Annotated in this window: 25 protein-coding genes and 2 pseudogenes; 13 read left to right on the plus strand and 14 right to left on the minus strand. The window is 61.8% G+C overall.

Annotated elements, in window-relative coordinates; genetic code table 11:
• Positions 1–2,904: type I secretion C-terminal target domain-containing protein (locus NPS47_RS14095; protein ID WP_274295513.1), on the plus strand; the 2,904-nt coding region annotated here is incomplete at its 5' end.
• A 102-nt stretch (positions 2,905–3,006) separates the two neighbouring features.
• On the opposite strand, the gene NPS47_RS14100 is transcribed toward NPS47_RS14095, so the two are convergent.
• Together NPS47_RS14100 and NPS47_RS14105 are read right to left on the minus strand one after the other, a co-directional pair.
• Positions 3,007–3,372, minus strand: coding sequence for a YbaN family protein (locus tag NPS47_RS14100; protein ID WP_038613547.1), 366 nt, complete (start codon positions 3,370–3,372; stop codon positions 3,007–3,009).
• Positions 3,373–3,382: 10 nt separating this feature from the next.
• Positions 3,383–3,976 (minus strand): YecA family protein, encoded by a 594-nt coding sequence (locus tag NPS47_RS14105; RefSeq protein ID WP_274295514.1) that lies wholly within the window; start codon positions 3,974–3,976, stop codon positions 3,383–3,385.
• 246 nt (positions 3,977–4,222) lie between these two features.
• Between NPS47_RS14105 and recQ the strand changes: the two genes are divergently transcribed.
• The gene (recQ, locus tag NPS47_RS14110; RefSeq protein ID WP_274295515.1) at positions 4,223–6,358 is read left to right on the plus strand and encodes a DNA helicase RecQ; all 2,136 of its coding nucleotides are present in this window, start codon (positions 4,223–4,225) and stop codon (positions 6,356–6,358) included.
• Positions 6,359–6,475: 117 nt separating this feature from the next.
• On the plus strand, positions 6,476–6,910 hold the full coding sequence (locus tag NPS47_RS14115; protein ID WP_038613540.1) for a MarR family transcriptional regulator: 435 nt from the start codon (positions 6,476–6,478) through the stop codon (positions 6,908–6,910).
• 6 nt (positions 6,911–6,916) lie between these two features.
• On the opposite strand, the gene NPS47_RS14120 is transcribed toward NPS47_RS14115, so the two are convergent.
• A complete protein-coding gene (locus NPS47_RS14120; RefSeq protein ID WP_274295516.1) occupies positions 6,917–9,106 on the minus strand; it encodes a patatin-like phospholipase family protein in 2,190 nt (729 codons plus the stop codon).
• Between the two features lie 70 nt (positions 9,107–9,176).
• Between NPS47_RS14120 and NPS47_RS14125 the strand changes: the two genes are divergently transcribed.
• Positions 9,177–9,461, plus strand: a complete 285-nt coding sequence (locus tag NPS47_RS14125) for a SelT/SelW/SelH family protein (protein WP_274118089.1) — start codon at positions 9,177–9,179, stop codon at positions 9,459–9,461.
• 6 nt (positions 9,462–9,467) lie between these two features.
• On the opposite strand, the gene NPS47_RS14130 is transcribed toward NPS47_RS14125, so the two are convergent.
• From NPS47_RS14130 to NPS47_RS14145, 4 genes and pseudogenes are all read right to left on the minus strand, one after another.
• Positions 9,468–10,352, minus strand: a complete 885-nt coding sequence (locus tag NPS47_RS14130) for a DMT family transporter (RefSeq protein WP_274295517.1) — start codon at positions 10,350–10,352, stop codon at positions 9,468–9,470.
• 123 nt (positions 10,353–10,475) lie between these two features.
• A complete protein-coding gene (locus tag NPS47_RS14135; protein WP_274295518.1) occupies positions 10,476–11,240 on the minus strand; it encodes an AraC family transcriptional regulator in 765 nt (254 codons plus the stop codon).
• A gap of 113 nt (positions 11,241–11,353) precedes the next feature.
• Positions 11,354–11,521, minus strand: a pseudogene (locus NPS47_RS14140) (phosphohydrolase); the annotation flags it as partial.
• A gap of 84 nt (positions 11,522–11,605) precedes the next feature.
• Positions 11,606–11,917 carry a DUF962 domain-containing protein gene (locus NPS47_RS14145; RefSeq protein WP_274295519.1) on the minus strand — a complete coding sequence of 104 codons (312 nt, stop codon included), beginning with the start codon at positions 11,915–11,917 and terminating at the stop codon, positions 11,606–11,608.
• Positions 11,918–12,077: 160 nt separating this feature from the next.
• Here NPS47_RS14145 and NPS47_RS14150 point away from each other — a divergent pair, with 160 nt between their 5' ends.
• A complete protein-coding gene (locus NPS47_RS14150) occupies positions 12,078–13,169 on the plus strand; it encodes an AraC family transcriptional regulator (RefSeq protein ID WP_274295520.1) in 1,092 nt (363 codons plus the stop codon).
• Here NPS47_RS14150 and NPS47_RS14155 read toward each other — a convergent pair.
• Positions 13,126–14,580 carry a TrkH family potassium uptake protein gene (locus NPS47_RS14155; protein ID WP_274295521.1) on the minus strand — a complete coding sequence of 485 codons (1,455 nt, stop codon included), beginning with the start codon at positions 14,578–14,580 and terminating at the stop codon, positions 13,126–13,128. The two genes, NPS47_RS14150 and NPS47_RS14155, sit on opposite strands and share 44 nt — an antisense overlap.
• Positions 14,581–14,680: 100 nt before the next feature.
• Here NPS47_RS14155 and NPS47_RS14160 point away from each other — a divergent pair, with 100 nt between their 5' ends.
• The gene (locus NPS47_RS14160) at positions 14,681–15,235 is read left to right on the plus strand and encodes an NAD(P)H nitroreductase (protein ID WP_274295522.1); all 555 of its coding nucleotides are present in this window, start codon (positions 14,681–14,683) and stop codon (positions 15,233–15,235) included.
• An 84-nt stretch (positions 15,236–15,319) separates the two neighbouring features.
• Here the strand turns inward: NPS47_RS14160 and NPS47_RS14165 are convergent, their stop codons facing one another.
• The 6 genes from NPS47_RS14165 to NPS47_RS14190 form a co-directional block, all read right to left on the minus strand.
• On the minus strand, positions 15,320–16,636 hold the full coding sequence (locus NPS47_RS14165) for a sensor histidine kinase (protein WP_274295523.1): 1,317 nt from the start codon (positions 16,634–16,636) through the stop codon (positions 15,320–15,322).
• Between the two features lie 67 nt (positions 16,637–16,703).
• Entirely contained in the window at positions 16,704–17,117 is a 414-nt protein-coding gene (locus NPS47_RS14170; protein ID WP_274295524.1) for an LTXXQ domain protein, read from the minus strand.
• A gap of 120 nt (positions 17,118–17,237) precedes the next feature.
• Positions 17,238–17,915 carry a response regulator transcription factor gene (locus tag NPS47_RS14175; RefSeq protein WP_274295525.1) on the minus strand — a complete coding sequence of 226 codons (678 nt, stop codon included), beginning with the start codon at positions 17,913–17,915 and terminating at the stop codon, positions 17,238–17,240.
• Positions 17,916–17,922: 7 nt separating this feature from the next.
• Positions 17,923–18,327 (minus strand): translation initiation factor 2, encoded by a 405-nt coding sequence (locus NPS47_RS14180; protein WP_274295526.1) that lies wholly within the window; start codon positions 18,325–18,327, stop codon positions 17,923–17,925.
• A gap of 119 nt (positions 18,328–18,446) precedes the next feature.
• Entirely contained in the window at positions 18,447–18,746 is a 300-nt protein-coding gene (locus tag NPS47_RS14185; protein WP_274295527.1) for a YciI family protein, read from the minus strand.
• Between the two features lies 1 nt (position 18,747).
• Positions 18,748–19,344, minus strand: a complete 597-nt coding sequence (locus tag NPS47_RS14190) for a septation protein A (RefSeq protein ID WP_274295528.1) — start codon at positions 19,342–19,344, stop codon at positions 18,748–18,750.
• A 66-nt stretch (positions 19,345–19,410) separates the two neighbouring features.
• On the opposite strand from NPS47_RS14190, the gene NPS47_RS14195 reads away from it, so the two are divergent.
• The 7 genes and pseudogenes from NPS47_RS14195 to arfB all read left to right on the plus strand — a co-directional run bounded on the left by NPS47_RS14195 (position 19,411) and on the right by arfB (position 26,368).
• Entirely contained in the window at positions 19,411–20,274 is an 864-nt protein-coding gene (locus tag NPS47_RS14195) for a PHP domain-containing protein (RefSeq protein WP_274295529.1), read from the plus strand.
• A 13-nt stretch (positions 20,275–20,287) separates the two neighbouring features.
• Positions 20,288–20,917 (plus strand): L-threonylcarbamoyladenylate synthase, encoded by a 630-nt coding sequence (locus NPS47_RS14200; RefSeq protein ID WP_274295600.1) that lies wholly within the window; start codon positions 20,288–20,290, stop codon positions 20,915–20,917.
• Between the two features lie 128 nt (positions 20,918–21,045).
• The gene (locus NPS47_RS14205; protein ID WP_274295601.1) at positions 21,046–21,744 is read left to right on the plus strand and encodes a segregation and condensation protein A; all 699 of its coding nucleotides are present in this window, start codon (positions 21,046–21,048) and stop codon (positions 21,742–21,744) included.
• 14 nt (positions 21,745–21,758) lie between these two features.
• Positions 21,759–22,517, plus strand: a pseudogene (scpB, locus tag NPS47_RS14210) (SMC-Scp complex subunit ScpB); the annotation flags it as partial.
• Between the two features lie 165 nt (positions 22,518–22,682).
• Entirely contained in the window at positions 22,683–23,822 is a 1,140-nt protein-coding gene (gene rluB / locus NPS47_RS14215) for a 23S rRNA pseudouridine(2605) synthase RluB (RefSeq protein ID WP_274295530.1), read from the plus strand.
• Positions 23,823–24,449: 627 nt separating this feature from the next.
• The gene (locus NPS47_RS14220; protein WP_274295531.1) at positions 24,450–25,868 is read left to right on the plus strand and encodes an amino acid permease; all 1,419 of its coding nucleotides are present in this window, start codon (positions 24,450–24,452) and stop codon (positions 25,866–25,868) included.
• 86 nt (positions 25,869–25,954) lie between these two features.
• Positions 25,955–26,368, plus strand: coding sequence for an alternative ribosome rescue aminoacyl-tRNA hydrolase ArfB (arfB, locus tag NPS47_RS14225; RefSeq protein ID WP_274295532.1), 414 nt, complete (start codon positions 25,955–25,957; stop codon positions 26,366–26,368).
• The last annotated feature ends 43 nt before the right edge of the window (positions 26,369–26,411 follow it).

Genomic DNA, 26,411 nt, shown 5'->3' on the forward strand with positions numbered 1-26,411 from the left:
TTGAAGATCGATGTCAGTAGCGTGGACCATCCGGTGGTCATTGATGGTCTGAGCGTCGACGGTGGCGAACTGACCGTCTACGAAAAAAATCTCAGCGACGGCAGCAGCCCGGATTCACCCGCGTTAGCCCACACGGGCAGCTTCACCGTGACCGCGCCGGATGGCCTGCAAACCCTGACTGTGGGGGGGATCAACGTGGTCAGTGGCGGCCATGTCGCCGGCTTCCCGCAAACGGGTACGACGCCCTTGGGTAATTCGTTGACCATCACCGGCTACAACGCCAGTACCGGCGTGGTCAGTTACACCTACACCTTGCTGGACAGCGAAAACCATTTGAATGCCAATGGCACCAACAGCCTCAACGAGCCCATCAATGTCACGGCAATCGATAAAGACGGCAGCACTGCCCAGGCAACCCTGGATGTAAACATCGTCGACGATGTAGCTGCGGTGGTGGGCGCCGAGCGCTCGGTGACGCCGGGGCAGGTCGATACCAACCTGCTGCTGATCGTCGACGTATCCGGCAGTATGAACGATCCATCCGGTGTCGTGGGCAAGACCCGTCTGCAACTGGCCAAGGATGCCATCAGCGCTTTGCTCGACAAGTATGACGAAATGGGCGACGTCAAAGTCCAGATCGTCACCTTCAGTTCCTCCGCATCTGAACAATCCGACGTCTGGGTATCGGTCGCCCAGGCCAAGCAGATCGTTGCCGGGCTGTCGGCGGGTGGTGGTACCAACTACGATAATGCGGTGGCCGAAGCGAAGTCCGCCTTTGCCAACGGTGGCAGTCTGACCGGGGCGCAGAACATCGGCTACTTCTTCTCCGACGGCAATCCGTCCTCGACCTCACAAGGCATCGGGACCGACGACGAGATTGCCTGGAAATCCTTCCTCGACAGCAACGGGATCAAGTCCTACGCCATTGGTCTGGGTGACGGCGTCAACGCCAGCAATCTCAACCCGCTGGCCTATGACGGTAGTACCCATACCAATACCAACGCTGTGGTGGTCACCGATCTCAATGCGTTGAATCAGGTGTTATCCGGTACGGTGCAAGGTGCGCCGATCACCGGCAGTCTGATGAGCGGCGGCACGTTCGGCGCCGATGGCGGCTTTATCAAAGCATTGCTGGTCGATGGTACGACCTACACTTATGACCCGAAAGGGCAGGGCAGTTACAGCGCCAGCGGTGTCGATCGCGGCTCCTTCGACACGGCGACCAACACCTTCAACATCAAAACCATCAAGGGCGGTACCTTGCTGGTCGATATGGATACTGGCGAGTTCACCTACACACCACCGAAAGACAACGGCAATACCGTCAGCGAGAACATCGGCTTCACTGCCAGCGACAACGATGGTGACCTGAGCAGCGCCAACCTGGTGGTCAACGTCTATTCCAATGCCGCGCCGGTGGCCGGCGCTGACCATATCATCACCAACATCCTCTCCAGCACCATCACCGTGCCGGCCGAAGCGCTGCTGGCCAACGACAGCGATGCCAACAACGATTTGCTCAGTGCATCGCCGATCAGCTTCACGACCAATTGGGCGGCCAAGGGGGCGGGGTTCACGGTGGGGTCTGGCACGCCTACGGTCAGTTTCTCGGGAACTTCCAGTAGCTTGGCCAACCAGTCGAAGGACTTGCTGCGCAGTGCCTTCCGCACCGCCACGAACACCACCACGGCAGCGCTGCTGATCAATGGTTATCTGGGCACGCTCGCCAGTGGTGCCAATGCCGAGGACGTACTGACCGTCACCCTGAAAAAAGGCGAGACGCTCAAGCTTGATCACGACCGCCCCCTCGGCAACATCCTGATGGAATGGAAGGATGAAAACGGCATTTACCAGACCATTGCCGATGGCAGTAGCTTTACCGCCAGTCATGACGGGGTGTACAGCATCCACGTGGTCAACCTGCTCAATCCTGTCGGAGGTAATGCCGACGGACTGGAAAGGTATGCCCTGACCATGACCGTCGACTACGCCAACGCCCAGAACGAAACCTACAACGGCACCTATACGGTCAGTGACGGGCATGGGGGTACCGGCACGGGCAATGTGGATATCACTTATCAGCAAGGCGGTGTGCTGACCGGGACCGATGGTCATGACACCTTGCTGGGCGGGACAGGTGCCGACACCCTCAATGCCGGTGCTGGCAATGATGTGCTGATCGGTGGCGACGGTAACGACATCCTCAATGCCGGCGATGGCGATGACTTGCTGATTGGCGGCAGTGGCAATGACCAGCTCAATGGTGGTGCCGGTATCGATACTGCCAGTTACGCCGGTGCCAGCGGCGGGGTGACCGTAAGCCTGGCGAACCTTGCAGCGCAGAATACCGGCGGGGCAGGGACCGATACCTTGAGCGGTATCGAGAACCTGATCGGTTCGGACTACAACGATAGCTTGACCGGCGACGCCAATGCCAACCTGCTCAGGGGCGGCCTGGGCAACGATGCGTTGAATGGTGGTGGCGGTAACGATGTGCTGATCGGCGGGTCGGGGAACAACACCCTCACGGGCGGTGACGGTAACGATCTCTTCCTCTGGCAGCAGGGTAATAGCGGACGTGACCTCGTCACTGATTTCACCCCGGGTACCGATCGGCTCGACCTGTCGCAGTTGCTCCAGGGGGAAAATGCGACATCGGCGTCACTGGATGATTATCTGCACTTCAAGGTCACCGGTAGTGGCGCTGGCGTGGTGTCGACCATCGAGGTGAGTGCGGTGGCGGGGGCTGCGCCGACCCAGATCATTGACCTGGCGGGGGTCAACCTGGCTCAGCATTATGGGGTGACGGCGGGGGCGGGCGGTCTGATTGCCGCCGGGCAGGATACCGCGACCATCATCAATGGAATGCTCAATGATCATTCATTGAAGGTGGATACGGTGTAGTGGTCGGGGGCACGGTGGGAGCGGGCTTGCCCCGCGAATGCGGTTTGTCAGTTACATCGCATCGCGGGGCAAGCCCGCTCCCACGGGCAGCTCGCAACAGAATCAGGACGGACGACGCAGGGTCTTTTGCCGCAAGATGTAAATGCTGACCAGCACCGCACTGGTCAGCATGAACCCGCGCGCCCAGATCAACGGCACCAGGTAGCAAGACAGGCCAATGCTCAGCCACATCAAGGCGATGGCGTAGACCTTGCCTTTGAGCGGAATCCCCTCACCACTGAGGTAATCACGAATCCACGGCCCAAGCCGCGGATGATTGACCAGCCAATGGTGAAAACGCGGAGAGCTGCGGGCAAAACAGGCCGCGGCCAGCAGCAGGAAAGGAGTGGTCGGCAACACCGGCAGGAAGATGCCGATCACTCCCAGCGCGACGCTGAGCCAGCCGGTGGCCAGCAGCAGGTAGCGCATTGACGCCGACTCAGTGGTGGCGTGGCTTGAGCAAAGCAGGTGCAGGTTTTTCGTCAGGCGCGTGCTGCAGCAGGTACAGCGCGGTCAGCGCCTCTGGAATCTGCACGATCATGTCGTCCATCAGGTTGTGGTCGCTGGCGATGTCGGCGAACTCAGGCTGTTCGTCGAACAGACCGGAGCCGACCATGATCGGCAGCAGCATCTCGCTGACTTCTTCCTCGGCGGTCTCGAACCAGGCTTCTTCGCGCATGAACACGCCTTCCATGAAGCCGATGCACCAGCCGCGCAGGTCGGAGTCGTCCGGCTCGTCGCCCAGGTCCAGGTCGCACGGCAGCTCGAATTCCTCGTCGCTGGCCAGCTGACGAGCGATGTGCGCCTTGAGCTGGATCAGCGTGGCTTCGATCTCTTCACGCTGGGCGGCGTCCTTGTAATGCGGCTCTTCGGCGAACAGGGCGTCGATCCATTCGCGCTCGGGAACCACCTCGGTACCAATCGACAATGCAGTCAGGTAGCCGTGGGCGGCAACGTAGTCCAGCGCTTCTTCGTGCAGCTCGTCGGCGTCGAGGAAGGCTTGCAGGCGGTTCAATTGCTCGGCGAAGGACATTACAGGGCTACCTTGGGAATAAACGATGATCGAATTCTAGCATCTTGCAGCGCTTGCGAGGCAAAGGATGACGCCTATCGCAGAGCGCCCTGTGCGAGGCGACGCTCGGGTATAATGCCCGGCTTTTGTACCTGGGCATGCTGGAACGGCAGCTCAGGTAAAAGCCGCTTACGCATTTTCAGGTGTGGCGGGGAAGGTTTTCATCCAGCCTGTGGCCAGGATGGTTCTGCGATTTATGGAGTTTTTATGCTCGAACAGGCTCAGCGCGTCCTCAAGGACATCTTCGGCTACGACAGTTTTCGGGGACGCCAGGGGGCGATCATCGAATGCGTGGCCAAGGGTGGCGATGCGCTGGTCCTGATGCCCACCGGGGGCGGCAAGTCCCTGTGCTTCCAGGTCCCGGCGTTGTTGCGTCCGGGCCTGGCGGTGGTGGTGTCACCGCTGATCGCGCTGATGGAAGACCAGGTGGCAACCCTGGATGAACTGGGTGTCGCCGCCGCCTCGCTGAATTCGACCCTGAGCGCGGAGCAGCAGCGTGAGCTGGCCGGGCGCATTCGCCGTGGCGAGGTGAAGATGCTCTACCTGGCACCGGAACGTCTGGTGCAGCCGCGCATGCTGGATTTCCTGCGTACCCTGGATATCGCCTTGTTCGCGATCGACGAAGCCCACTGTGTATCGCAATGGGGTCATGACTTCCGTCCCGAGTACCTGCAGCTGGGGCAACTGGCCGAGCTGTTCCCGCAGGTGCCACGCATTGCCCTGACCGCCACGGCGGACATGCGCACCCGCGAAGAAATCGTCACGCGCCTGCACCTGCAGAACGCCGAGCGTTTCCTGTCGAGTTTCGACCGGCCGAACATCTTCTACCGTATCGTGCCCAAAGAGCAGCCGCGCAAGCAGCTGCTGGCGTTCCTCACTGAGCGTCGCGGCAACGCCGGCATTGTCTACTGCCTGTCGCGAAAAAAGGTCGACGATGTCGCCGCCTACCTGTGTGACCAGGGTTTCCCGGCCCTGCCGTATCACGCCGGCCTGCCTGCCGAGACCCGCGCCTCCAACCAGCGCCGTTTCCTCAACGAGGAAGGCCTGATCATGGTCGCCACCATCGCCTTCGGCATGGGTATCGATAAACCCAACGTGCGCTTTGTCGCTCACCTGGACCTGCCCAAGTCACTGGAAGCCTACTACCAGGAAACCGGCCGCGCCGGCCGCGATGGCCTGCCTGCCGATGCCTGGATGGCCTACGGGCTGCAGGACATGGTGATGCTCAAGCAGATGCTGCAGAACTCCGAAGGTGACGAGCGCCACAAGCGCATCGAGCAACACAAGCTCGACGCCATGCTCGCCCTCTGTGAAGAAACCCGCTGCCGCCGGCAGATCCTGCTCAACTACTTCGATGAAGAACTGCCGCAGCCTTGCGGGCATTGCGACAACTGCATCGATGGCGTGCAGACCTGGGACGCTACCGAACCTGCGCGCCAGGCCCTGTCGGCGGTGTACCGCACCGGTCAGCGCTATGGTGTCGGCCACCTGGTGGATGTATTGCTGGGGCGCGACAACGAGAAAATCCGCAACTTCGGCCATGAGAAGCTAGCCGTTTATGGTGTCGGCAAGGCCCGCTCCGAAGGCGAATGGCGCTCGCTGTTCCGCCAGCTGGTGGCGCGCGGCCTGGCCGATATCGACCTGGAAGGGTATGGCGGTTTGCGTCTGTCCGATAGCTGCCGCCCGTTGTTGCGCGGCGAAGTGAGCCTGGAGTTGCGCCGCGACCTCAAGCCGCAGACCAGCAGCAAAAGCAGTGGCAGCGGCGGCAGCCCGGCCAGTCAGCTGGTGCGTGGCGAGGAGCGCGAACAATGGGAAGCGCTGCGTGCGCTGCGGCGCAAGCTGGCCGAGGAGCACGGCGTGCCACCTTACGTCATCTTCCCCGACTCGACCTTGCTGGAGATGCTGCGCAGCCAGCCGGGCAGCCTCAGCGAAATGGCCCAGGTCAGTGGCGTCGGTGCGCGCAAGCTGGAACGCTACGGTGCGGCGTTCCTCGACGTACTGGGCGGTGCCGCCGAGGCGCCACCGCAGGTGGCCGACCTGCGCCACGAACTGACCAGCCTGGCCCGTGCCGGCATGACCCCGGCGCAAATCGCCGGGCAGTTGAACTGCAGTGAAAAGAACGTCTACAGCCTGCTCGCCGAAGCCATTGGCCGTCAGCAGCTGTCGCTGGAGCAGGCCCTGGACTTGCCAGAGGACCTGCTCGCCGAAGTGCAGGATGCGTTCCTCGATGGCGAGGGCGAACTACCCCCGGTATCGGCGATTGCCGAGCAGTTTGGTGGCCGTGTGCCGGAAGGGGTTCTATATTGCGTTCGAGCGGCGTTAGCCGCTGAATTCGAGATGTAAACGGTGTTTTGTCATCTTTTATAACGATTGTCAGACAGGTTGAACCGTGGCGAGCCTTGCCTGTTGCGCAGGAGCATGGTTAGCTGACTAATAATTAGTACTGATGATGAGTTTTTTATGCCGTTGACCGATCACCACCGCTTCGGAATGCAGCTGGCCCAGATGTCGCGGGGCTGGCGTGCCGAACTGGACCGCCGCCTGGCTGGCCTCAATCTGTCCCAGGCCCGCTGGCTGGTGTTGCTGCACCTGGCCCGATTCGACGAGGCACCGACCCAGCGCGAACTGGCTCAGAGTGTGGGGGTCGAGGGGCCAACCCTGGCGCGTTTGCTCGACAGCCTCGAGTCCCAGGGGTTGGTGCGGCGTCAGGCTGTAGTGGAAGACCGCCGGGCGAAAAAGATCCTCCTGTGCCCACCGGCCAAACCCTTGATCGAGCAGATCGAAACCATTGCCAATGCCTTGCGCGTCGAACTTTTCACTGGGGTCGACGAAGAGGAATTGCGCGTGTGCATGAAGGTCCACGCGCGCATCCTGGCCAACCTGGAAAAGTCCTGAGCGGCCTCAGAAGGTGTGACCCAGGTTCAGGTACAACGCCTTCTGATTTTCGCTGTTGGCCCCGTAACTGAAGTTCAGCGGGCCCAGTGGCGTCTCGAAACCAACGAAAACACTGGCGGCATTGATATAGCCGCTGTCGAATTCGTTGTCATTGTTCCAGGCCCTGCCGCGTTCCAGCGAGCCACCCAGGTACAGCGGGAAGTCCAGCGGCAGGTAGGCGCGTGGCGTCAGCCGACGGTAGTAGACCACGCGCATCAGGCTGATGTTCTGCCCGGACACCGAATCCTGACGAAAGCCTGACAGCTGGCGGGCGCCACCGAGGACAAAGCTTGAGGTCACCACCTCGGCCTCATCCAGGGTCCGGCCGTACTGGCTGCCCAGGACCCAGGTATTGGCGCCGCTGCTCAGGGCCTTGTCGAGTTTGAAGTTCCACTGCCGGTAACGCTGGTCGGAGCCCAGGTCCGGTTCGAACTGGCGCAGTGTCAAACTGATGTCTTCCCCGCTGTGCGGGAAGTAGACGTTGTCCAGGGTGTCGAACGAATACTTCAGCTCGTAGAAACCTTCGTTGAAGCTGAAGTGCGGCAGATCCTGATCGCCAATGCGCACTTCGGCATTGCCCCAGGCCTGGCCGACGCCGAAGCGCACTTCACCGCTGTTGCCGATCTGACGCCCCAGGTTCAGGCCGAAACCGTAGCGTTCCAGGCGGTACTCGGCAATCGGGTCGTCGTCCAGCGTGGCTTCGATGTTCTGCGAACCGAGGTCCAGATAAGGCGCGATGAAGTAGCGTGAGCCGGCATCCAGTGGTTGGTAGAACTCGCTGTACAGCTCTTGCTGATCGCCGATCTGCGCCCGGGTCAGCCACTCGCCGCCCAGTTCGTTGATCCCGTTGACCCGATAGCTGGCGCCAATGTTGAAGGCGCTGTCGCCACGCATGTCATCCGACAGGTTCAGGCCCAGGCGCAGGTAGTCGGTACCGCCGCGGCGGCCACGGGCGTTGATCACCAGGGTGTTGTCGCTGCCCTTGTGCACCACCCGGTATTGCACCCGGTCGAAGTAGTCCAGCCCATAAAGGGTGCCCATGTCGGTCTGCAGACGTCCCAGCTCCAGAGGTTCGCCGATCGGCTGGCGAATGTAGAAGCGGATCACGTCGTCACTGACCTTCGAGTCGTTCTCGATTCTGATGGCGGTAATCACCGGCGTACGCTGGCTCGGCGAGCGCGCGATATTCAGTTCGGCGTCATCGCCGTCAGGGCGTTTGAGTAACGCCAGGCGCGGGTCCAGGGCTCGGGTGGCACGGTAGCCGGCATCGATCATTTCTGCGGCCCTGCCAAAATCGGTGACCCCGAAACTGGCCAGCGGCGGCTGGATCAGGATGTCGTCGCGATGCAGTTGGGCCAGTTGTTCCTCGGAATTGCGCCGGGTCATCAGGGTGATCGACTGGTTGAGCACATCGACCACGGTGGTCAGTTGCTTGCGATCGCGCAGCGGCGAGCCGATGTCGACCACAATCGCTATATCCACGCCCATCTCGCGGGCGACATCCAGGGGAATGTTGTCGACCATGCCGCCATCGACCAGCAGCCGGCCATCCAGATCGACCGGGGCGAATACCGCAGGAATCGACATGCTGGCGCGAATCACCTGGGGCAGGTGGCCGCGGCGGAACACGACTTTCTCGCCACTGGCGATGTCGGTGGCCACCGCGCGGAACGGGATTGGCAGCTTGTCGAAGTCGCGGGTATCGCTGGTGTGCGCCAGCAGGCTTTCCAGCAGCAGGGCCAGGTTCTGCCCCTGGATCACCCCGAGCGGCAAGCCGAGGCTGCCGTCGTCGCGGAAACTGAGCTTCTGCTTGACCAGAAAGTCGCGGTCATCCTGCTTGCGCCGGAACGGCACGTCCTTGCGTGGTGGGGCATCGGAGAGTGCCTGTTGCCAATCGATACCCAGGGCGAGTTTTTCCAGCTCGTCGATTTTGTAGCCGGAGGCATACAGGCCACCGATCACCGCCCCCATGCTGGTGCCGGCGATGGCATCGACCTTGATGCCTTGCTCTTCCAGGGCTTTGAGCACACCGATATGGGCCAGGCCACGGGCGGCACCGCCAGACAGCACCAGGCCGATTTTCGGTCGTGGTGGTTCGGCGGCCAGGAGCGGGAAGGAAACGACGATCAGCAACAGACTCAACAGCAAACGGTGCATCTTGGCTCTCGGAGCTAAGGCTAAAGACCGCTAGTATAAGCGTCCCCGCCTGTCATGAGTCTGTCACCCCATGAATGCCCATAAAGCCGAAATCGTCATTACTTACTGCACCCAGTGCCAGTGGCTGCTGCGGGCCGCCTGGCTGGCCCAGGAACTGCTCAGTACGTTCAGTGACGACCTTGCCCGGGTGGCCCTTGAGCCCGCCACAGGCGGTGCCTTCCGTATCACCTGCGACGGCGTGCAGATCTGGGAGCGCAAGGCCGATGGTGGTTTCCCGGAAGCCAAGGTCCTCAAGCAGCGGGTGCGCGACCAGATCGATCCGCAGCGCGACCTGGGTCACAACGACCGCTCGTGACTGGCGTCAGCCTTCGACGGTAGCTGCCTTGCTGACCTGGTTGCTGGCGGCCAGGCGGCTGGAGACGACGATGGCGAGGATGATCAATGCGCCACCGAGGAGCATGCGCGGGGTCGGTGCTTCGGCGAAGATCAGCCAGGCCAGGGCGATGCCGTAGACTGGCTCGAGGGCGAACACCACTGCCGCCGTGCGCGCCTTGATCACGGCCAGGCTGGCGACGAAAAGACTGTGGGCGACGCCGGTACAGAACACCCCGAGCAGGCCGATCCACAGCCAGTCCATGGCTGCGACTTCGGTCAGTACCGGCGCGGCGGCTGGCAACAGGCACAGGGCGACCACTGCGTTCTGGCACATCGCCGCCTGCACCGCTGGTATGCGCGCGCTCGACGCCCGGTTGGTCAAGGACAGTAACGAAAACAGCAGGCCTGATAGCAACGACCAGAGCAGGCCACCGGTGGCCTGGCTGGCCAGGTCGAAGTCGGGGATGACCAGTACCAGGCCGATGCTTACCAGCAGCACCAGGATGATTTCATTGGTGCGAACCCGCTCGCGGAACAGCAGGCCTTCCAGGATCACAGTGAAGGCCGGAAAGCTGGCAAAGCCCAAGGTGGCAATCGCCACGCCGGCGACTTTGACGGCAATGAAAAAACTCACCCAGTGCCCGGCCAGCAACATGCCTCCCAACAGCAGGCGACGCCAATCCTGAGCTTGCAGCGGTTGCCAGGCTTTTTGCGCAAAACGGGCGAAGAGGCCGAGCGCCAGGACGGCGAAGACCGCGCGGCCAAAAACGATGACCGACGGCGCCGCCTGGGCCAGCTTGCCGAAGACCCCGGTCAGGCCGAAGAACAGTGCGCCGATATGCAGGGCGCCGAGGGCGGTGCGATGGTTCATGGTGATCCTTGGTGGCAACGGTATCGCGGGGCAAGCCCGCTCCCACAGCCGGTGGGAGCGGGCTTGCCCCGCGATAAGAAGTGTAAGAGAACAATGCCGCAGGTGTCTGTCGCACGCCTCGCGCTACTTGTCGCCAGGCTCTTGTCGTAACGCTCGCGGCGAACAGCCAAAGGCTTTGAGCACGGCGGCAGAAAAGGCGCTTTGCGAGCTGTAGCCGACCTGGCTGGCGACTTCGCCGATGGCCAGGTCCGTCTCGGCCAGCAGCCTGCGTGCTTTGAGCAGCCGGCGTTGGCGGATGTAGTCCATCGGCGTGATCGACGCCTCGGCGATGAAGCGCGCATGCAGGCGAGCACTGGAAAGCCCGGCCAAAGCGGCCAGGTCGGCAACCTGCAACGGGTAAGCGGCATTTTGCTCGATGTAGGCATCGAAGCTGGCAAAGGGCAGTTGCCTGTGTGCGGTGACCGGGTCTGCTGCAGTGCTCAGGCTGGCCAGCAGCAACACAGCGCCCTGTTGGGCAATCAGCGGGTTGTTCACCGGGCCGGCCGCCAGCCAGTCGACCAGTTGCTGTTGGTGGTTGTTCAGCAGCAGCGAGCCGCGGCGTTCCAGCAGCCGCTGGCTGGCCGCAGCCTGTTCGCCCAGGCTGCGTTCGAGCCAGGCGTCACCCGGCACATCAAAGACCAGGCAATGGCTGCCCCTGACACTGCCGCAGGTATGGTGGGCGCCGCCCGGCACCACGATCAAGCCCTGACGCTCGATCCGCGCGCCGCGACCGTCAAGCTCGAAGTCCAGTTGCCCACGCAAGCCGAACACCAGTTGTGGATGCTCATGGCTGTGGGCGATCAGGTCGTGTGTGTAGTGACGCAGGGAGAGAATCGAGCCGCTGCTCATTGCCGTGTCCTCCAGGCAGTGGCCGCAGTGTACAGGCTCAGGCAGGGCGCTGGCTTGCCATCAGATCGATGTTAATTCGTCACGGGCGCTTCACTGCCCGCTGACACGCTGACTCAGGCGTCCGCGCTCAACGAGTGCAGCGCGGCCTTGTAGATCGACTGGCGCGGCTGGGCGAACAAACGCTTGAGCATGGGTTCGAAAAAGCTCAGTGGCAGGTTGTCGTAGCCGGGATCAAAGGCTGCGGCATCGTAGCGGGCACAGCATTCGATGGTCTGCTGGTACAGGGACTGTGCCACCCATTCTACCGTTACCGTCTGTCGGGACAGTGGCCGCTGAGGACGCGTTTCCGGCCTTGCGGGCCGAAATCAGAACGATACGTTGCCGCGCAGCATGTCGCGGTACATGGCGAAATCGCCAATGAGGCTGTAGAGCGGATGTTTGAAGGTGGCGGGGCGATTTTTCTCGTAAAAGAAATGGCCGATCCAGGCAAATCCGTAGCCGGCAAACGGCAGCGCCAGCAATACAGCCCACTTGCCGCTGCCCAGGGTGTAGGCGAGCAGGGCGATGACCAGGGTGGTACCGACGAAGTGCAGGCGCCGACAGGTCGGGTTGCTGTGCTCTTGCAGGTAATACGGGTAGAACTCGGAAAAACTGCGAAATGGCTGATCACTGTTCACGGCACAGCTCCTGAAGCGCTCGATACTGATAAAGATAGACTGCGTGGAGCCTGAACTGAGTCTAGAGTGAGTTAAATTGCCAGGCAGTGACAATAAGCGCCAATTGAGTATCCTTTGCGTTCGCCGCAGGAGCGGTCAGTTCGAACATAAGAAGCCAGCCATGAGCGAGAGAACCACGTCAGCAAGCTGGGCATCAGGGATCGTCAAGGCACTCGAGCTGGAAGGGCTGGATTGCCGTGCCATGTTCAAACAACTCGGCCTGGATTTCGCCGCGCTGGACGACCCCGACGCACGTTTCACCCAGGACTCCATGACCCGTCTGTGGCAACTGGCGGTCGATCTTTCCGGCAACCAGGCGATTGGCCTGAACATGGCCCGGGTGGTCCGGCCGGCGTCATTCCACGTGGTCGGATACGCCTTGATGTCGAGCCGCACCCTGGCCGAAGGGTTCGAGCGCCTGGTGCGCTACCAGCGCATTATTGCCGAAAGCTCCGATCTGAGCTTCCGCCTGGAACCGGACGGCTACGCCTTGATCCTCACCGTTCACGGCGACCATCTACCGCCCACCAGGCACAGTGCCGAGGCCTCGCTGGCGTGTGCCTTGGCGTTGTGCAGCTGGCTCAGCGGGCGGGTGATTCAGCCGCGGCGGGTGTTGATCCAGGGGCCGCAGCCACAGGATGTGACGCCCTACAAAACCGCCTTTCATGCCCCGCTGGTGTTTGCTGCGGCGGTTGATGCGCTGGTGTTCGAACGTGCCGACATGGAAGCGCCGCTGCCGACGGCCAACGAAGCTATGGCCATCTTGCATGATCGCTTTGCCGGTGAGTACCTGGCGCGATTTTCCGAAAGCCGCGTGACCCACCGTGCCCGCCAGGTGCTGTGCCGGGTGTTGCCTCAGGGCGAGCCCAAGCGCGAGACGGTGGCTCAGGCCCTGCATCTTTCCCAGCGCACCTTGCAGCGGCGCTTGCAGGAAGAGGGCACCAGTTTTCAGACCCTGCTCGACGATACCCGCAGGGAGCTTGCCGAACAGTACCTGACGCAGCCGAGCATGACCTTGCTGGAAACGGCTTATTTGCTCGGGTTTGCCGATCCGAGCAATTTCTTCCGGGCGTTTCGCCGCTGGTTCGACGCCACCCCTGGCGAGTACCGGATACGCATGGGCGCCAGTGCAACTGCCCCAGCGTGTGCCGAGGGCGGCGAAGCGTTGGTCAGTGACGCCAGAACGCCGGCATACACAGCACCAGCACCGTAATGATCTCCAGGCGTCCGAGCAGCATGCCGGCCGCCAGAATCCACTTCGCCGCATCCGGCAGGGTGGCGAAGTTGCCGGCCGGGCCAATGGTTTCGCCCAGGCCCGGGCCGACCCCGGAGACCGTGCTGGCGGCACCGGTCAACGCGGTCATCCAGTCCACGCCAAGCAACGACAACAGCAAGGCGATGATGCAGATGGTGATGGCAAAGAAGAACGAGAAGGTCAGAATCGAGCGGACAATCTCTTCATCCAGACGGTGGCCGTTGTATTTCTGCTTGATCACCGCCCGTGGGTGGATCAACTGATTAAGGTTGGCCTTGAGCAGGATGTAGGCGACCTGGAAGCGGAAGATCTTGATCCCGCCGGCGGTCGAGCCGGAGCAGCCACCGACAAAGCCCAGGTAAAAGAACAGCATCAGCGAGAAATTGCCCCACAGGCTGTAGTCGCCAAGGGCAAAGCCGGTGGTGGTGACCACCGAGGTGACGTTCAGCGCCACGTGCCGCAAGGCATCCAGCCAGTGCAGTTTGGTAGTGGCCCAGTACCAGGTGCCGAGCACCAGCCAGGTGACCAGCAGCATGGCCAGCAGGCCCTGGACCTGCTGGTCCTTGATCAGTGCCTTGCGGTTGCCGCGCAGGGTGGCCACGTAGAGTGCAAAGGGCATACTGCCTAGGATCATCACTACCACTGCCACCCAGTGCACCGCAGGCTGGTCCCATTTGGCCAGGGACTGGTCGGAGGTGGAGAAACCGCCGGTGGAGATTGCCGACATGGCATGGTTGATCGCATCGAACACGTTCATGCCCGCCAGCCAGAACGCCACGCCGCCCAGGGCGGTGAAGCCGACGTAAACTGCAACGATCGACTTGGCGACCATGTGCGAGCGCGGCATGACCTTTTCGGAACGGTCCGAGGATTCGGTCTGGAACAGGCGCATGCCACCGATGCGCAGCAGTGGCAGAATCGCTACGGCCATGGCGATAAAACCGATACCGCCGAGCCAGTGCAGCAGTGAGCGCCACATCAGGATGCCCGGCGACATGCTGTCCAGGCCGCTGAGCACCGTAGCGCCGGTCGCGGTGATCCCGGACATGCTTTCGAAGAAGGCGTCGGTGTAGCTGATGTGCTGGGTCAGCAGAAACGGCAGGGCGGCGAAGATGCACACTACCAGCCAGCTGCTGACGGTCAGCAGGTACATGTCGCGCGGGCGCAGGTGCACATGTTCCGGGCGCCCCTGGATCACCAGGGCCAGGCCGGCGACAAAGGTGATCATGCTGGCCCAGAGAAATGACGGCAGGTCACCGGTGCGATCGAAGATCACCAGGGTGGCCATGGGCACGACCATGCTGATCGCCAGGGTGATCAGGAAGATGCCGATGATGAAACCAATGATCCTTAAGGTCGGCAACGCCATGTGATCTGCTCTGACTCGTAACGGAAGGGCGCCATTCTACCTATGGACCTTTTTAAGTAAACGCTAGAATAGCTGCACATTTCTCTTTAGGGGGTAGCCGATGGAGGCTCTCGACGCATTGCTCAACCGTGTTTCCGTACCACGCCTGGTGGAGCCCGCGCCCAATGCCGCACAGCGCGAGGGTCTGTTTCAGGCCGCGTTGCGGGCGCCAGATCACGGCCAGCTGCGGCCGTGGCGCTTTCTGACGGTCGAGGGTGAGGGCCGCGAAAAGCTCGGCGCACTGCTGGCCGAAGCGGTGAAAATTGAAGGTGACGCCACTGAGGCCGCCCTCGACAAGGCCCGCGCCATGCCATTGCGTGCGCCATTGCTGGTGGTGGTGATTGCGCGTTTGCACGATCACTTCAAGGTGCCCGCCTCGGAGCAGCGTCTGGCGGCCGGTTGTGCGGCGCATGGCATTCTGCTGGCAGCGCATGCCCAGGGTATCGGCGCGGTCTGGCGTACCGGCGAGCTGGCTTACAGCAAGCATGTGGCCAAGGGCCTGGGGCTGGCGGATAACGAGGAGATCATTGCCTTCCTGTACCTCGGGACCCCGCTGAACGAGCCGCGTACGGCGCCGGTGCTGGCCACGGCTGATTTCGTGACTGCCTGGGGCTGATCGGCCTGATCGCGGGGCAAGCCCGCTCCCACAGGGGGATGTAGAACCGGTGGGAGCGGGCTTGCCCCGCGATACGATTCCAGATCAGGCACTCAACTCCAGCCTGGCAACAAACCCGCCCTGCGGGTGATTTTCCAGTGTCAGGCTCCCGCCATGGCGCTCCGCCGCCTTGCGCGCAATGGCCAGCCCCAGGCCATGACCCGCCGCGCTCTGTCCAGGTGCACGGAAAAACGGCTCGCCCAGTTGCGCCAGGTATTCTTCAGCCACTCCCGGCCCATGGTCGCGCACGCTGATTACGATGCGCTCGTTGTCCCGCAGCGCGGTGATTTCGATCATTTGCCCGGGCGGATTGAAGCGCAGGGCATTGCGCAGCAGATTGTCCAGCGCTCGCTCGATAAGGGTTGGCCAGCCTTGCAGGCTCAGTCCTCTTTCCTGATGCAGCAGAATCTGCTGCTCCGGCGCGCTGAGCTGGGCGTCCTTGTGCACCGACTGCAACACAGCATCCAGGTCCACCGGCTCGGCCCGCGCCTGTTCGGCATCGACCCGTGCCAACACCAGGATTTCACTGATCAACGCTTCCAGGCGGTCACATTCGCGCGTCAGGCGCGGCCACAGCGCCTGGCGCTGCTCCGGCCCGGCTCGTTCCGCCAAGGCCAGGGCGATGCGTAAGCGGGCCAGCGGCGAGCGCAGTTCATGGGAGACATCGCGCAACAGTTGGCGCTGGCTGCCGATCAGGCTCTGCAGGCGTGAGCCCATACGGTTGAAGTCATTGGCCAGTACCCCGAACTCGTCGCGGCGATTGGCCAGGCGTGCCAGGCTGTTTTGCTGGTAGGTGGTCTGTCCAAGGTCATGCACCGCACCCCGCAGGCGGCTCAATGGCCGGGTGATGGAGAGCGTCACGAACAGGCTGAACAGGGTCAGCACCACCAGGGCAATGCCTAACGCACTCAGTGGCCAAAGCAGGCTGTCGCGGTGCCAGGCATCCAGTTCCGGGTGCGGAATACGGTAGATCAGCAGGTAGGTATCGCCACTCTCAGGGCTGGTGTATTCCTCGGTCAGGCGCCGCCAGGGCAGGCGTCGGTCGTCGTTGTGCCGACGCGCCTCGAAGGCCGCCGCACGCCGCGGGAAGGTGCCCGGCACCACCGCTTCGCCGCTGTCGTTGAGGACCTGTACGTCAATGTTGTAGTGGCGTTTGCGTCTTTCCAGAAAGTGCTGCGCCGAATCCGGCCCTTGCTGTTCGTAGCGCTGGGTCCATTTCTGCGCCAGGGTATTGAGGCCCGGATGACGGCTGAGGATCCAGGCATCCTGATTCAACATATGCCCGAGCAGGATCGACAGGCCCGCGACCAGGGCAATGGCCAGCCAGAAGCTGGCCAGGATGCGCCAGAACAATGAACGCAAGGGAGGCTCCTTCAACGACAAAAAGCCCGGCCTGCACAAGGGCAGGCCGGGTGGGGTGGCTGACAGCTTACTGAGCCTTGCTGGCTTTTTCAGCTTTCCAGGCGTTGAACTCTTCCAGTTCGGCTTGGCGTTTTTCCTGCTCTTTCTTCAGCTCATCGTATTTCTTCTGCTGATCAGGTTTGAGCAGGGCGCGAATGTCGGCCTGGGTCTTGTCCTTGCTGGCTTTGAGCTCTTCTTTCAGGGCTTTCTGCTCTGCTGCCGGGAGCTTTTCCAGGTAGCTCTTGGTGATTTCCTGACGGTTTTTCATCTGTTCGCCCATCAGTTTGCCGATCTGCTGACGCTGGTCGCGGCTCAGGTCCAGCTGGGCGAAAGGCGCTCCACCGCGGTGGTGCTCGCCATAGTGCCGGCCGCCTTCTGGCATGGCCATGGCAACGGTTGGCAGTGCGCTGGCGAACATCAGGGCGATAAGGGTCTTGCGCATGGTGTCTCTCCTTTCAGGGGGCCGGTGATTACCGGATGAGCCCAGTTTAGGGAGATCAAGGTCAACGGCGGTCAGGCAAGGGTAAAGCTTAGGTAAAGATGGCCGGGCGCCGTGCTGACATTACAGGCTGTAGTAGTAGCCGCGGCTGCGCAGGGCAACGATGCGCGGACGGCCGTCAGGGTGCGGGCCGATTTTCTTGCGCAGGTTGCTGACGTGCATGTCCAGGCTGCGGTCGTACAGGGTCAGCTTGCGGCCCAGGGCGATCTGCGCCAGCTCCTGTTTGTCCAGCGGCTCTCCCGGCTGCTTGAGCAGCGCTTCGAGAATGCGGCTTTCGGAGAGGGTCAGGGTCAGTTCATGTTCGTCGATACTGACCACGCCGCGGGCCGGGCTGAAGCACAGGTCACCGATTTCGACCTGGCTGGGCGTGGCGTTGGGGTGACTGCGCCGCAGTACCGCACGCAGGCGGGCGGTGAGCTCGCGCGGGTCACAGGGTTTGGCCAGGTAATCGTCGGCGCCCAGCTCAAGGCCAAGAATGCGGTCAAGCGGCTCGCCGCGTGCTGACAACATCAGCACCGGCAGCTCGGCATACTCGCTGCGCAGTTGCTTGAGCAGCTCCAGGCCGCTGCCATCGGGCAACATCACGTCCAGCACCACCGCCGCCGGCGCCTGCTCGGCCAGGGCCTTGCGCGCGCTCTGGCCGTCGTGGCAGGCCCTTACCACGAAACCTTCCTGGGTCAGCCAGCTGCCGAGCAGCTCGCAGAGTTCCTGGTCATCATCAATCAGTAACAGCTCGCTCATGACTCACTCAATTCAACCATTGCCGACGCTTTCTGTGTCCGCCGCTGGCAAAGATACCGCAGAGTGCCGCCAAGAGGGCAACTGCACCACCAATCACGAACCACTGTTGCTGGTCGGTGATCAGCCGTTCCGGGGCATTGGCCTGAAGTTCCTTGAGGGTCAGCTTGAGGCGCTGGTTCTCCTGGCGCAGGCGGGTGAGCTGGGCGCTTTCGCGTTCGCTGTCGGCATTGTGCAGTTGCTGGGTCAGCGCTTCGCGCAGGCGTTCGCTTTCCTGCAGGCGCTGTTGCAACTCGGTGATCTGGCTGCCGGCACTGAGCGACAGCGGGGTGCTTGAGGCAGTGGGCTCTTCGGCCTGGGTGAGCGGGCTCAGCAACAACAGGCACAGCAGCAGGGACAACGGACCTTGACGCATGGGGACTCCTGATTCTTGTCGATTCAGCAGGTTGTCGGCGGCAAGACGAGAATAATGAGCAGTTGCGTCAGTAAAAGCAGGGAATGCGGTGCGCATCACGGCGCACCGCATGTAGCGGATTACGGCAGGACTTGCTTGAACGGCTTGACGATGACGTTGGCGTACACGCCAGCAGCAATGTACGGGTCGGCATCGGCCCAGGCTTGAGCCGCAGCCAGGGAGTCGAATTCGGCAACGATCAGGCTGCCAGTGAAGCCGGCGGCACCTGGATCATTGCTGTCGATAGCCGGGTGCGGGCCGGCCAGCACCACGCGACCTTGTTCCTTGAGCTGCTGCAGGCGTTCGATATGCGCCGGGCGGGCGGCCAGGCGTTTTTCCAGGGACTCGGCAACGTCAGTGGCGATGATGGCGTAGAGCATGTCAATCCTCAGGCTTGGGAGTGGTGGGGTCGCTGTCGTGCAGGTGGCGGGACAGGTACACGCCCTGGCCCACCAGGAACAGTACGGTCATGCCCAGGCTGCCGAACACCTTGAAGTCGACCCAGATGTCCTGGAAGGTGAAGGCGACGAACAGGTTGGCAGCGCCGCAGAACAGGAAAAAGGCGATCCAGGCGACGTTCAGACGGCTCCAGACGGGCTCGGGCAGGCTGATGGCATGGCCCATGATGCGTTTGATCAGCACGCGGTCACCAATGAAGTGGCTGCCGGTGAACGCCAGGGCGAACAGCCAGTTGACCACCGGCGCCTTCCATTTGAGGAAGGTTTCGCTGTGGAAGGCGAGGGTCAGGCCGCCAAAAAACAGGCAGGCGAGCAGGGTCAGCCACTGGCCTTTTTCCAGCTTGCGCTGGCGGATGAACAGCGCGCCGTAGACCACCACGGAACTGATGATCAGCATGGCCGTAGCGCTGAAGATGCCTCCGACTTCGACGCTGTGACCGGCAAATTCGACGGCGCGAGGTTCGAGCTTGAAGACGATGAAGAACAGGAGCAGCGGGATGAAATCGATGAATTGTTTCACAGTGGCAGCCAGAAGCAGGATGTGACGGCATAATAACAAACATCAATGACAGCGAAAGCGCCACCTATGAATGTTGATCTGCACTGCCACAGTACGGCCTCCGACGGCGCCCTGTCGCCATCGGTACTGGTCGCCCGGGCCCATGAGCACGGCGTGCGGATGCTCTCGCTGACTGATCACGACACCCTTGAAGGGCAACTCGAGGCCCGCGCCGCCGCGCAGGCCCTGGGCATGCAGTGGGTTAGCGGGATCGAGCTGTCGTGCACCTGGGGCGGCGCGACCATCCATGTGCTGGGCTACGATTTTGCCCTCGACGCCGCGCCTTTGCTTGAAGCCGTCGAGTCGCTGCACCGTGGGCGCTGGTTGCGTGCCGAAGAAATCGACCGGCGGTTGGGGCTCAAAGGCATGCCGGGGGCGCTGGAGGGCGCACGGGCCATCCAGCAGGAGCTGGGCGACAGCGGCAACGCCCCGGCGCGTCCGCACTTTGCCGAGTTCCTGGTGCGTGCAGGCCACGTCAAAGACCGCGCCGAGGCCTTTCGCAAGTGGTTGGGCGCCGGCAAGCTGGGCGACGTCAAGCTGCACTGGCCAACCCTCGACGAGACTGTGGATACCCTGCGCAAAGCCGATGCCTGGGTCAGCCTGGCGCACCCGATGCACTATGAATTAACACGCAGCAAGCGCCGCCGGCTGATTGCCGACTATATTCAAGCAGGCGGCCAGGCGCTGGAAGTAGTCAACGGCATGATGCCGGCCGAACAGGTGGGCACGATGTCCATCCTGGCCCGTGAGTTCGGTCTGCTGGCCAGTGCTGGCAGTGACTTCCATGGCCCTGGCACCTGGGGTGAGATCGGTGCCTACCGGCCATTGCCAGAGGACCTGCCACCTTTGTGGCGTCGATTCAAACATGAGCAGCCTATCGCGGCCGTCTGAACAGGAAGAGAATGTGAGTCAGTTTTTCCAGATTCATGCGGAGAACCCGCAACCGCGCCTGATCAAACAGGCCGTCGAAATCATTCGCAAGGGCGGTGTGGTGATCTATCCGACCGACTCCTCTTACGCCATGGGGTGTCAGATCGGCGATAAAAATGCCGTGGAGCGTGTTCGGCGCCTGCGCCAGCTGGACAAGAACCACAACTTCACGCTGATCTGTTGCGACCTGTCGCAAATGGGCCTGTTCGCCAAGATCGACACCGGAGTCTTCCGGCTACTCAAGGCGCACCTACCCGGGCCCTACACGTTCATTCTCAATGGTACCCGTGAGGTGCCGCGGCTGCTGCTGCACGAAAAACGCCGTACGATTGGCTTGCGTGTGCCGCAGAACCCTATTCTGCTCGCGTTGCTCGAAGAGCTTGGCGAGCCGCTGATGAGCGTCAGCTTGATCTTGCCGGGCAATGAAGAGCCCATGACTGACCCTTATGAGATTCGCGAACGCCTGGAGAAGCAGGTAGACCTGATCATCGACGGCGGCTACGGCGACCTCAAGGCGTCGACTGTGGTCGACTTGAGTGGCGATGAGCCTGAAGTCATCCGCGTCGGTTGTGGTGACCCGGCACCGTTCATGGTCGAAGCGTGAGTCAGGCGTCCACCCCCGAGCCGCACAGCGACCCACAAGCAGGCGCTCAGCAGGAACTGCCACTGGTGCTGGTCTATGGCGAGGCCATGACCGAAATGCCGGTGGACCTGTACATTCCACCGGACGCTCTGGAAGTGTTCCTCGAAGCCTTCGAGGGGCCGCTGGACCTGTTGCTCTACCTGATCCGCAAGCAGAACGTCGACATCCTCGATATTCCCGTGGCCGAGATCACCCGGCAGTACATGGGCTATGTCGAGTTGATGAAGACCGTGCGCCTGGAGCTGGCGGCCGAGTACCTGGTGATGGCGGCGATGCTGGCGGAGATCAAGTCACGCATGCTCTTGCCGCGATCGGCCGAGATCGAGGAAGAGGAGGGGGACCCGCGTGCCGAGCTGATTCGCCGCCTGCAGGAGTACGAACGCTTCAAGGCGGCGGCCGAGGGCATCGACGGGCTTAGCCGGGTCGGGCGCGAGATCATCGTGCCACGCCTCGAAGCGCCTCAGGCCAAGGTGCGCAAACTGTTGCCGGAAGTCAGTCTGGAAGAGTTGCTGATGTCGATGGCCGAGGTGTTGCGCCGCGGCGATCTGTTTGAGCATCACCAGATCAGCCGTGAGGCGTTATCGACCCGTGAGCGCATGAGTGAAGTGCTCGAACGCCTCAAGGGTGGCGGCTTTGTGCCGTTCGTCGAGCTGTTTACGGCTGAGGAAGGCAAGCTGGGCGTGGTGGTGACCTTCATGGCAATTCTTGAACTGGTGAAGGAATCCTTGATCGAACTGGTGCAAAATGAACCCTTTGCGCCGATCCACGTCCGCGCCCGGGCTGAGTGACAACGAGCAACGCCATGAACCTGAACGATCCGCGCGACCTGGCGCCCCTGCTTGAAGCCTTTTTGCTGGCCTCGGGAAAACCGCAATCACTGGACCGGCTGTTCGAGCTGTTCGAAGAAGCCGAGCGCCCTGAACCTGCCGTGTTCAAGAAAGCCCTGGAAGTATTGAGCAAGTCCTGCAAGGGGCGCGCTTTTGAACTCAAGGAAGTGGCGTCGGGTTATCGCCTGCAAATCCGTGAAGACTACGCCCCCTGGGTCGGCCGTTTGTGGGAAGAGCGACCGCAGCGCTACTCCCGCGCGCTGCTGGAGACCATGGCCCTGATCGCCTATCGTCAGCCCATCACCCGCGGCGAAATTGAAGACGTGCGCGGTGTGGCGGTCAACACAAACATCGTCAAGACCCTGCTCGAACGTGAATGGATTCGCATCGTTGGCTACCGTGAAGTACCGGGCAAACCGGCGATGTTCGCCACTACCAAGGCCTTCCTCGATCATTTCAACCTGAAGAACCTCGATGACCTGCCGGCCCTGGCCGATCTACGCGAGATGGAACCAGAGCCGGTGCTGGAACTCGATGATGCCCCGGTGCCGGCGCATCTGCAGGCCCTCGCCGATGAAAGCGCCGAGCCAGAGGAACCCAAGGAAGAAACCAGCTTCCGCAGCCTGTTGGTCGAGCTCGACACCATGGAGGAGGGCCTGAAGACCGACTTTGACGACCTGCTCGATGAAGAACCTGCGGCTGAAGAGACCCAGGCCCTTGACCCGGAGCCGGAAACGCCAAGGCAGTAAGCAGTGGCCTTCGGGCAGAATTAAGCGTCGGCCCGGAGAATTTCAGCTAGTCTCAGGTGCGCTCGGCGCGTGATCAGCGTATGATTCGCGACCTTTTTGGCGCTTGTTCGCCCAATCAGCTTTCAATACCTACACCGGGAGGTGCCCAGCATGAGTGAAAAAGACCTGCAAGAAACCCAGCCATTGCCGCCATCAGGCGAGAAACTGCAAAAAGTTCTCGCCCGTATCGGCGTGGGGTCGCGTCGTGACGTCGAGGCCTGGATCAGCCAGGGCCGGATCAAGGTCAACGGCGTCGATGCCACCCTGGGTCAGCGCGTCGATCTGCATGATGCGATTTCTGTCGATGGCCGTCTGATCAAGCGTGAAGAGTCCGCCGAGACCGTGCGCCGGGTGATCATGTACAACAAGCCCGATGGCGAGATCTGCACCCGCGACGACCCGGAAGGCCGTCCGACCGTGTTCGACCGCCTGCCACGGCCGAAAGAAGGCCGCTGGATCAACATCGGTCGCCTGGACATCAACACCACCGGCCTGCTGATGTTCACCACTGACGGTGAGCTGGCCAACCGTCTGATGCACCCTTCCTACGAGATGGACCGTGAGTACGCGGTGCGTGTGCGGGGTGAAGTCGACGAAGACATGATTGCCCGCCTCAAGGCCGGTGTCGTGCTCGAAGACGGTCCGGCGCGTTTTACCGACATCCAGGAAGCGCCTGGCGGTGAAGGCTTCAACCATTGGTACCACTGCGTGGTGATGGAAGGCCGTAACCGTGAAGTGCGTCGCCTGTGGGAGTCCCAGGGCCTGGTGGTCAGCCGTCTGAAGCGCGTGCGTTTCGGCCCGGTGTTCCTCAACTCCGACCTGCCGATGGGACGCTGGCGCGAAATGAGCCAGCAGGAAGTCGATATCCTCGCGGCTGAAGTTGGTCTGACCCCGGTGGCGATGCCGGTGTTGAACCACAAGTCCAAGGACAAGCTGGAGCGTCTGCAGCGCAAATCCACCCGTCCGCTGGGCCGTGGTGAGCGTGTGCGTACGCTGCGTCCGGCACAAGAGGGTGCAGCCGCAGCCGAGCGTCCGGCTCGTCAACCGCGTGGGGGTGAAACCGAGCGTCCAGCCCGTCAACCCCGTGGCGGTGAAGTCGAGCGTCCGGCTCGCCAGCCTCGTGGCGAAGCCCCGGGCAAGGATGCAGGCCGTGGTCGCAGCACCGTGGCGGAACGCCCGAGCGAGATGAACAAGCGTGGCAAGCCTGCACCCAAGCGTCCAGGCAGCACCCGCAACAAGCCTCGCCCTTAAGGGCTTGAATGAAAAAGCCAACCTTCGGGTTGGCTTTTTTTTGCCTGTAAAAACCGTGTGTTACAGGCGGCTCCGTAAGCACTGGAAAGTTTCTGAACCGCTACGTAAACAAAACGTTACAAAGCTGCCAGCCCTGTAGGGCGGTTTCCGTGATCTGCCGTTGCTGTAAACAGAACTTGCCGCAAAGCTCGGCCCAGTGCGATTTACGTGCACGTCAAGTGCTTGCCCGCAACCCTTGGGAACGGTGAGATGTGTGCCATTGCCGTGTGCAAAGCCGGGCCGGAGAGCCGGGCATTCAATAAGAACAAATGGAGGCGCCATGTACGCCGATTACCCTCCCAGGCTTCATTCTTTCCTCAGGAACGGTGCGTTTTGTCATCAGACAATTACGCAACGTGTTGACCCCTGCGCGTCTGCAGGGGTATACAATGCGCCGCGTTTTACCTGTGACCCCAATGCGTACCGCGCACTCTTGCTGACACCCGGCTGATTTACCCACGGCGTTTGCCCTGGATGGGCAGCAGTTGGCCAAGATCCTCAAGGTAATCACCTTGTTAATTCCGCTGCGCCACGAGCGCGGTGGGTCCGATTCCGTCACAGATAAAAACAATGCAGGTGACTTCGTTCATGAGTGGACAAAACACGCATTCAGGCGAGCTGAAACGCGGCCTGAAAAATCGCCATATCCAGTTGATCGCCCTGGGCGGTGCAATTGGTACCGGGTTGTTTCTCGGATCGGCCGGGGTGATGAAATCGGCGGGTCCGTCGATGATTCTCGGCTATGCGATCTGTGGCTTCATCGCCTTCATGATCATGCGCCAGCTCGGCGAGATGATCGTCGAAGAGCCGGTGGCCGGTTCCTTCAGTCACTTTGCCCACAAATACTGGGGCGGTTTCGCCGGCTTCCTGTCCGGTTGGAACTGCTGGGTCCTGTACATCCTGGTCGGCATGTCGGAACTGACCGCCGTCGGCAAGTACGTGCACTATTGGTGGCCGGAGATCCCGACCTGGGCCTCGGCGGCAGCCTTCTTCATCCTGATCAACGCGATCAACCTGGCCAACGTCAAGGTGTTCGGTGAGGCCGAGTTCTGGTTCGCGATCATCAAGGTCCTGGCTATCGTCGGCATGATTGCCCTGGGCAGCTACATGCTGGTCAGCGGTAGCGGTGGTCCGCAGGCGTCGGTGAGCAACCTGTGGGAGCATGGTGGCTTCTTCCCTAACGGGGTGAGCGGCCTGGTCATGGCCTTGGCGATCATCATGTTCTCCTTTGGCGGCCTGGAAATGCTCGGTTTCACCGCGGCAGAGGCCGACAAGCCGAAAACCGTGATCCCGAAAGCGATCAACCAGGTGATCTACCGTATCTTGATTTTCTACATCGGTGCCCTGGTGGTGCTGCTGTCGCTGACTCCATGGGACAGCCTGGTCGCCAGCCTCGATGCCTCCGGTGGCACCTATGGCGCCAGCCCGTTCGTGCAGGTGTTCTCGCTGCTGGGTAGCGATGTTGCAGCACACATCCTCAACTTCGTGGTCCTGACTGCGGCACTGTCGGTGTACAACAGCGGCACCTACTGCAACGCCCGTATGCTCTACGGCATGGCTGAGCAGGGCGATGCCCCGGCAGGCCTGGCGAAGATCGACAAGCGCGGTGTGCCCGTGCGTTCGATCCTGGCCTCGGCTGCCGTGACCCTGGTGGCGGTGCTGCTCAACTACTTCATCCCGCAGCATGCCCTGGAGCTGCTGATGTCGCTGGTGGTGGCGGCCCTGGTGATCAACTGGGCGATGATCAGCTACTCGCACCTGAAGTTCCGCCAGCACATGGACAAGACCGGCCAGAAGCCGCTGTTCAAGGCGTTGTGGTACCCCTATGGCAACTACATCGTCCTGGCCTTTGTGGTGCTGATTCTGGGCATCATGCTGCAGATTCCAGGTATCCAGATATCGGTGTACGCGATTCCGGTGTGGCTGGTGGTGATGTTTGCCTGCTACGGCCTGAAGAACAATCGTCAGGCCCGTCGCCTGTCTGAGGCGAGCACTGCGGCCAAGTAAGGCGCAGTGTGTGCTGAAGAAGCCCGGCCTTGCGCCGGGCTTTTTGTTTTTGCGGTATCCTCATGGCCTTATCAGGCCTGTGACCCATGTTGATCATTTCCAATTCCGTGCACATCCCCGACCAGGAAATCGAACTGACGGCTATCCGCGCCCAGGGCGCAGGTGGGCAGAACGTCAACAAGGTTTCCAGTGCCATGCACCTGCGTTTCGATACTCAGGCCTCCTCCTTGCCGCCGTTCTATAAAGAGCGCTTGCTGGCGTTGCGCGACAGTCGCATTACCCGTGACGGGGTGATCATCATCAAGGCCCAGCAATATCGCACCCAGGAGCAGAACCGTGCCGATGCGCTGGAGCGCTTGCGGGAAATGATTGTAGCGGCGGTCAAAGTCGAGAAGGCGCGACGCCCGACACGGCCGACACTGGGGTCGAAAACCCGGCGGCTGGACACCAAGAGCAAGCGGGGGACGATCAAGGCCGGTCGCGGCAAAGTCGATTACTGAGGCGTGGAGCGGTTTGGCGGGGAATTCTTGACGGTGTGAAAAC

Origin of the sequence: Pseudomonas putida, from assembly GCF_028682475.1 — a bacterium.
Classification (GTDB): domain Bacteria; phylum Pseudomonadota; class Gammaproteobacteria; order Pseudomonadales; family Pseudomonadaceae; genus Aquipseudomonas; species Aquipseudomonas putida_AG.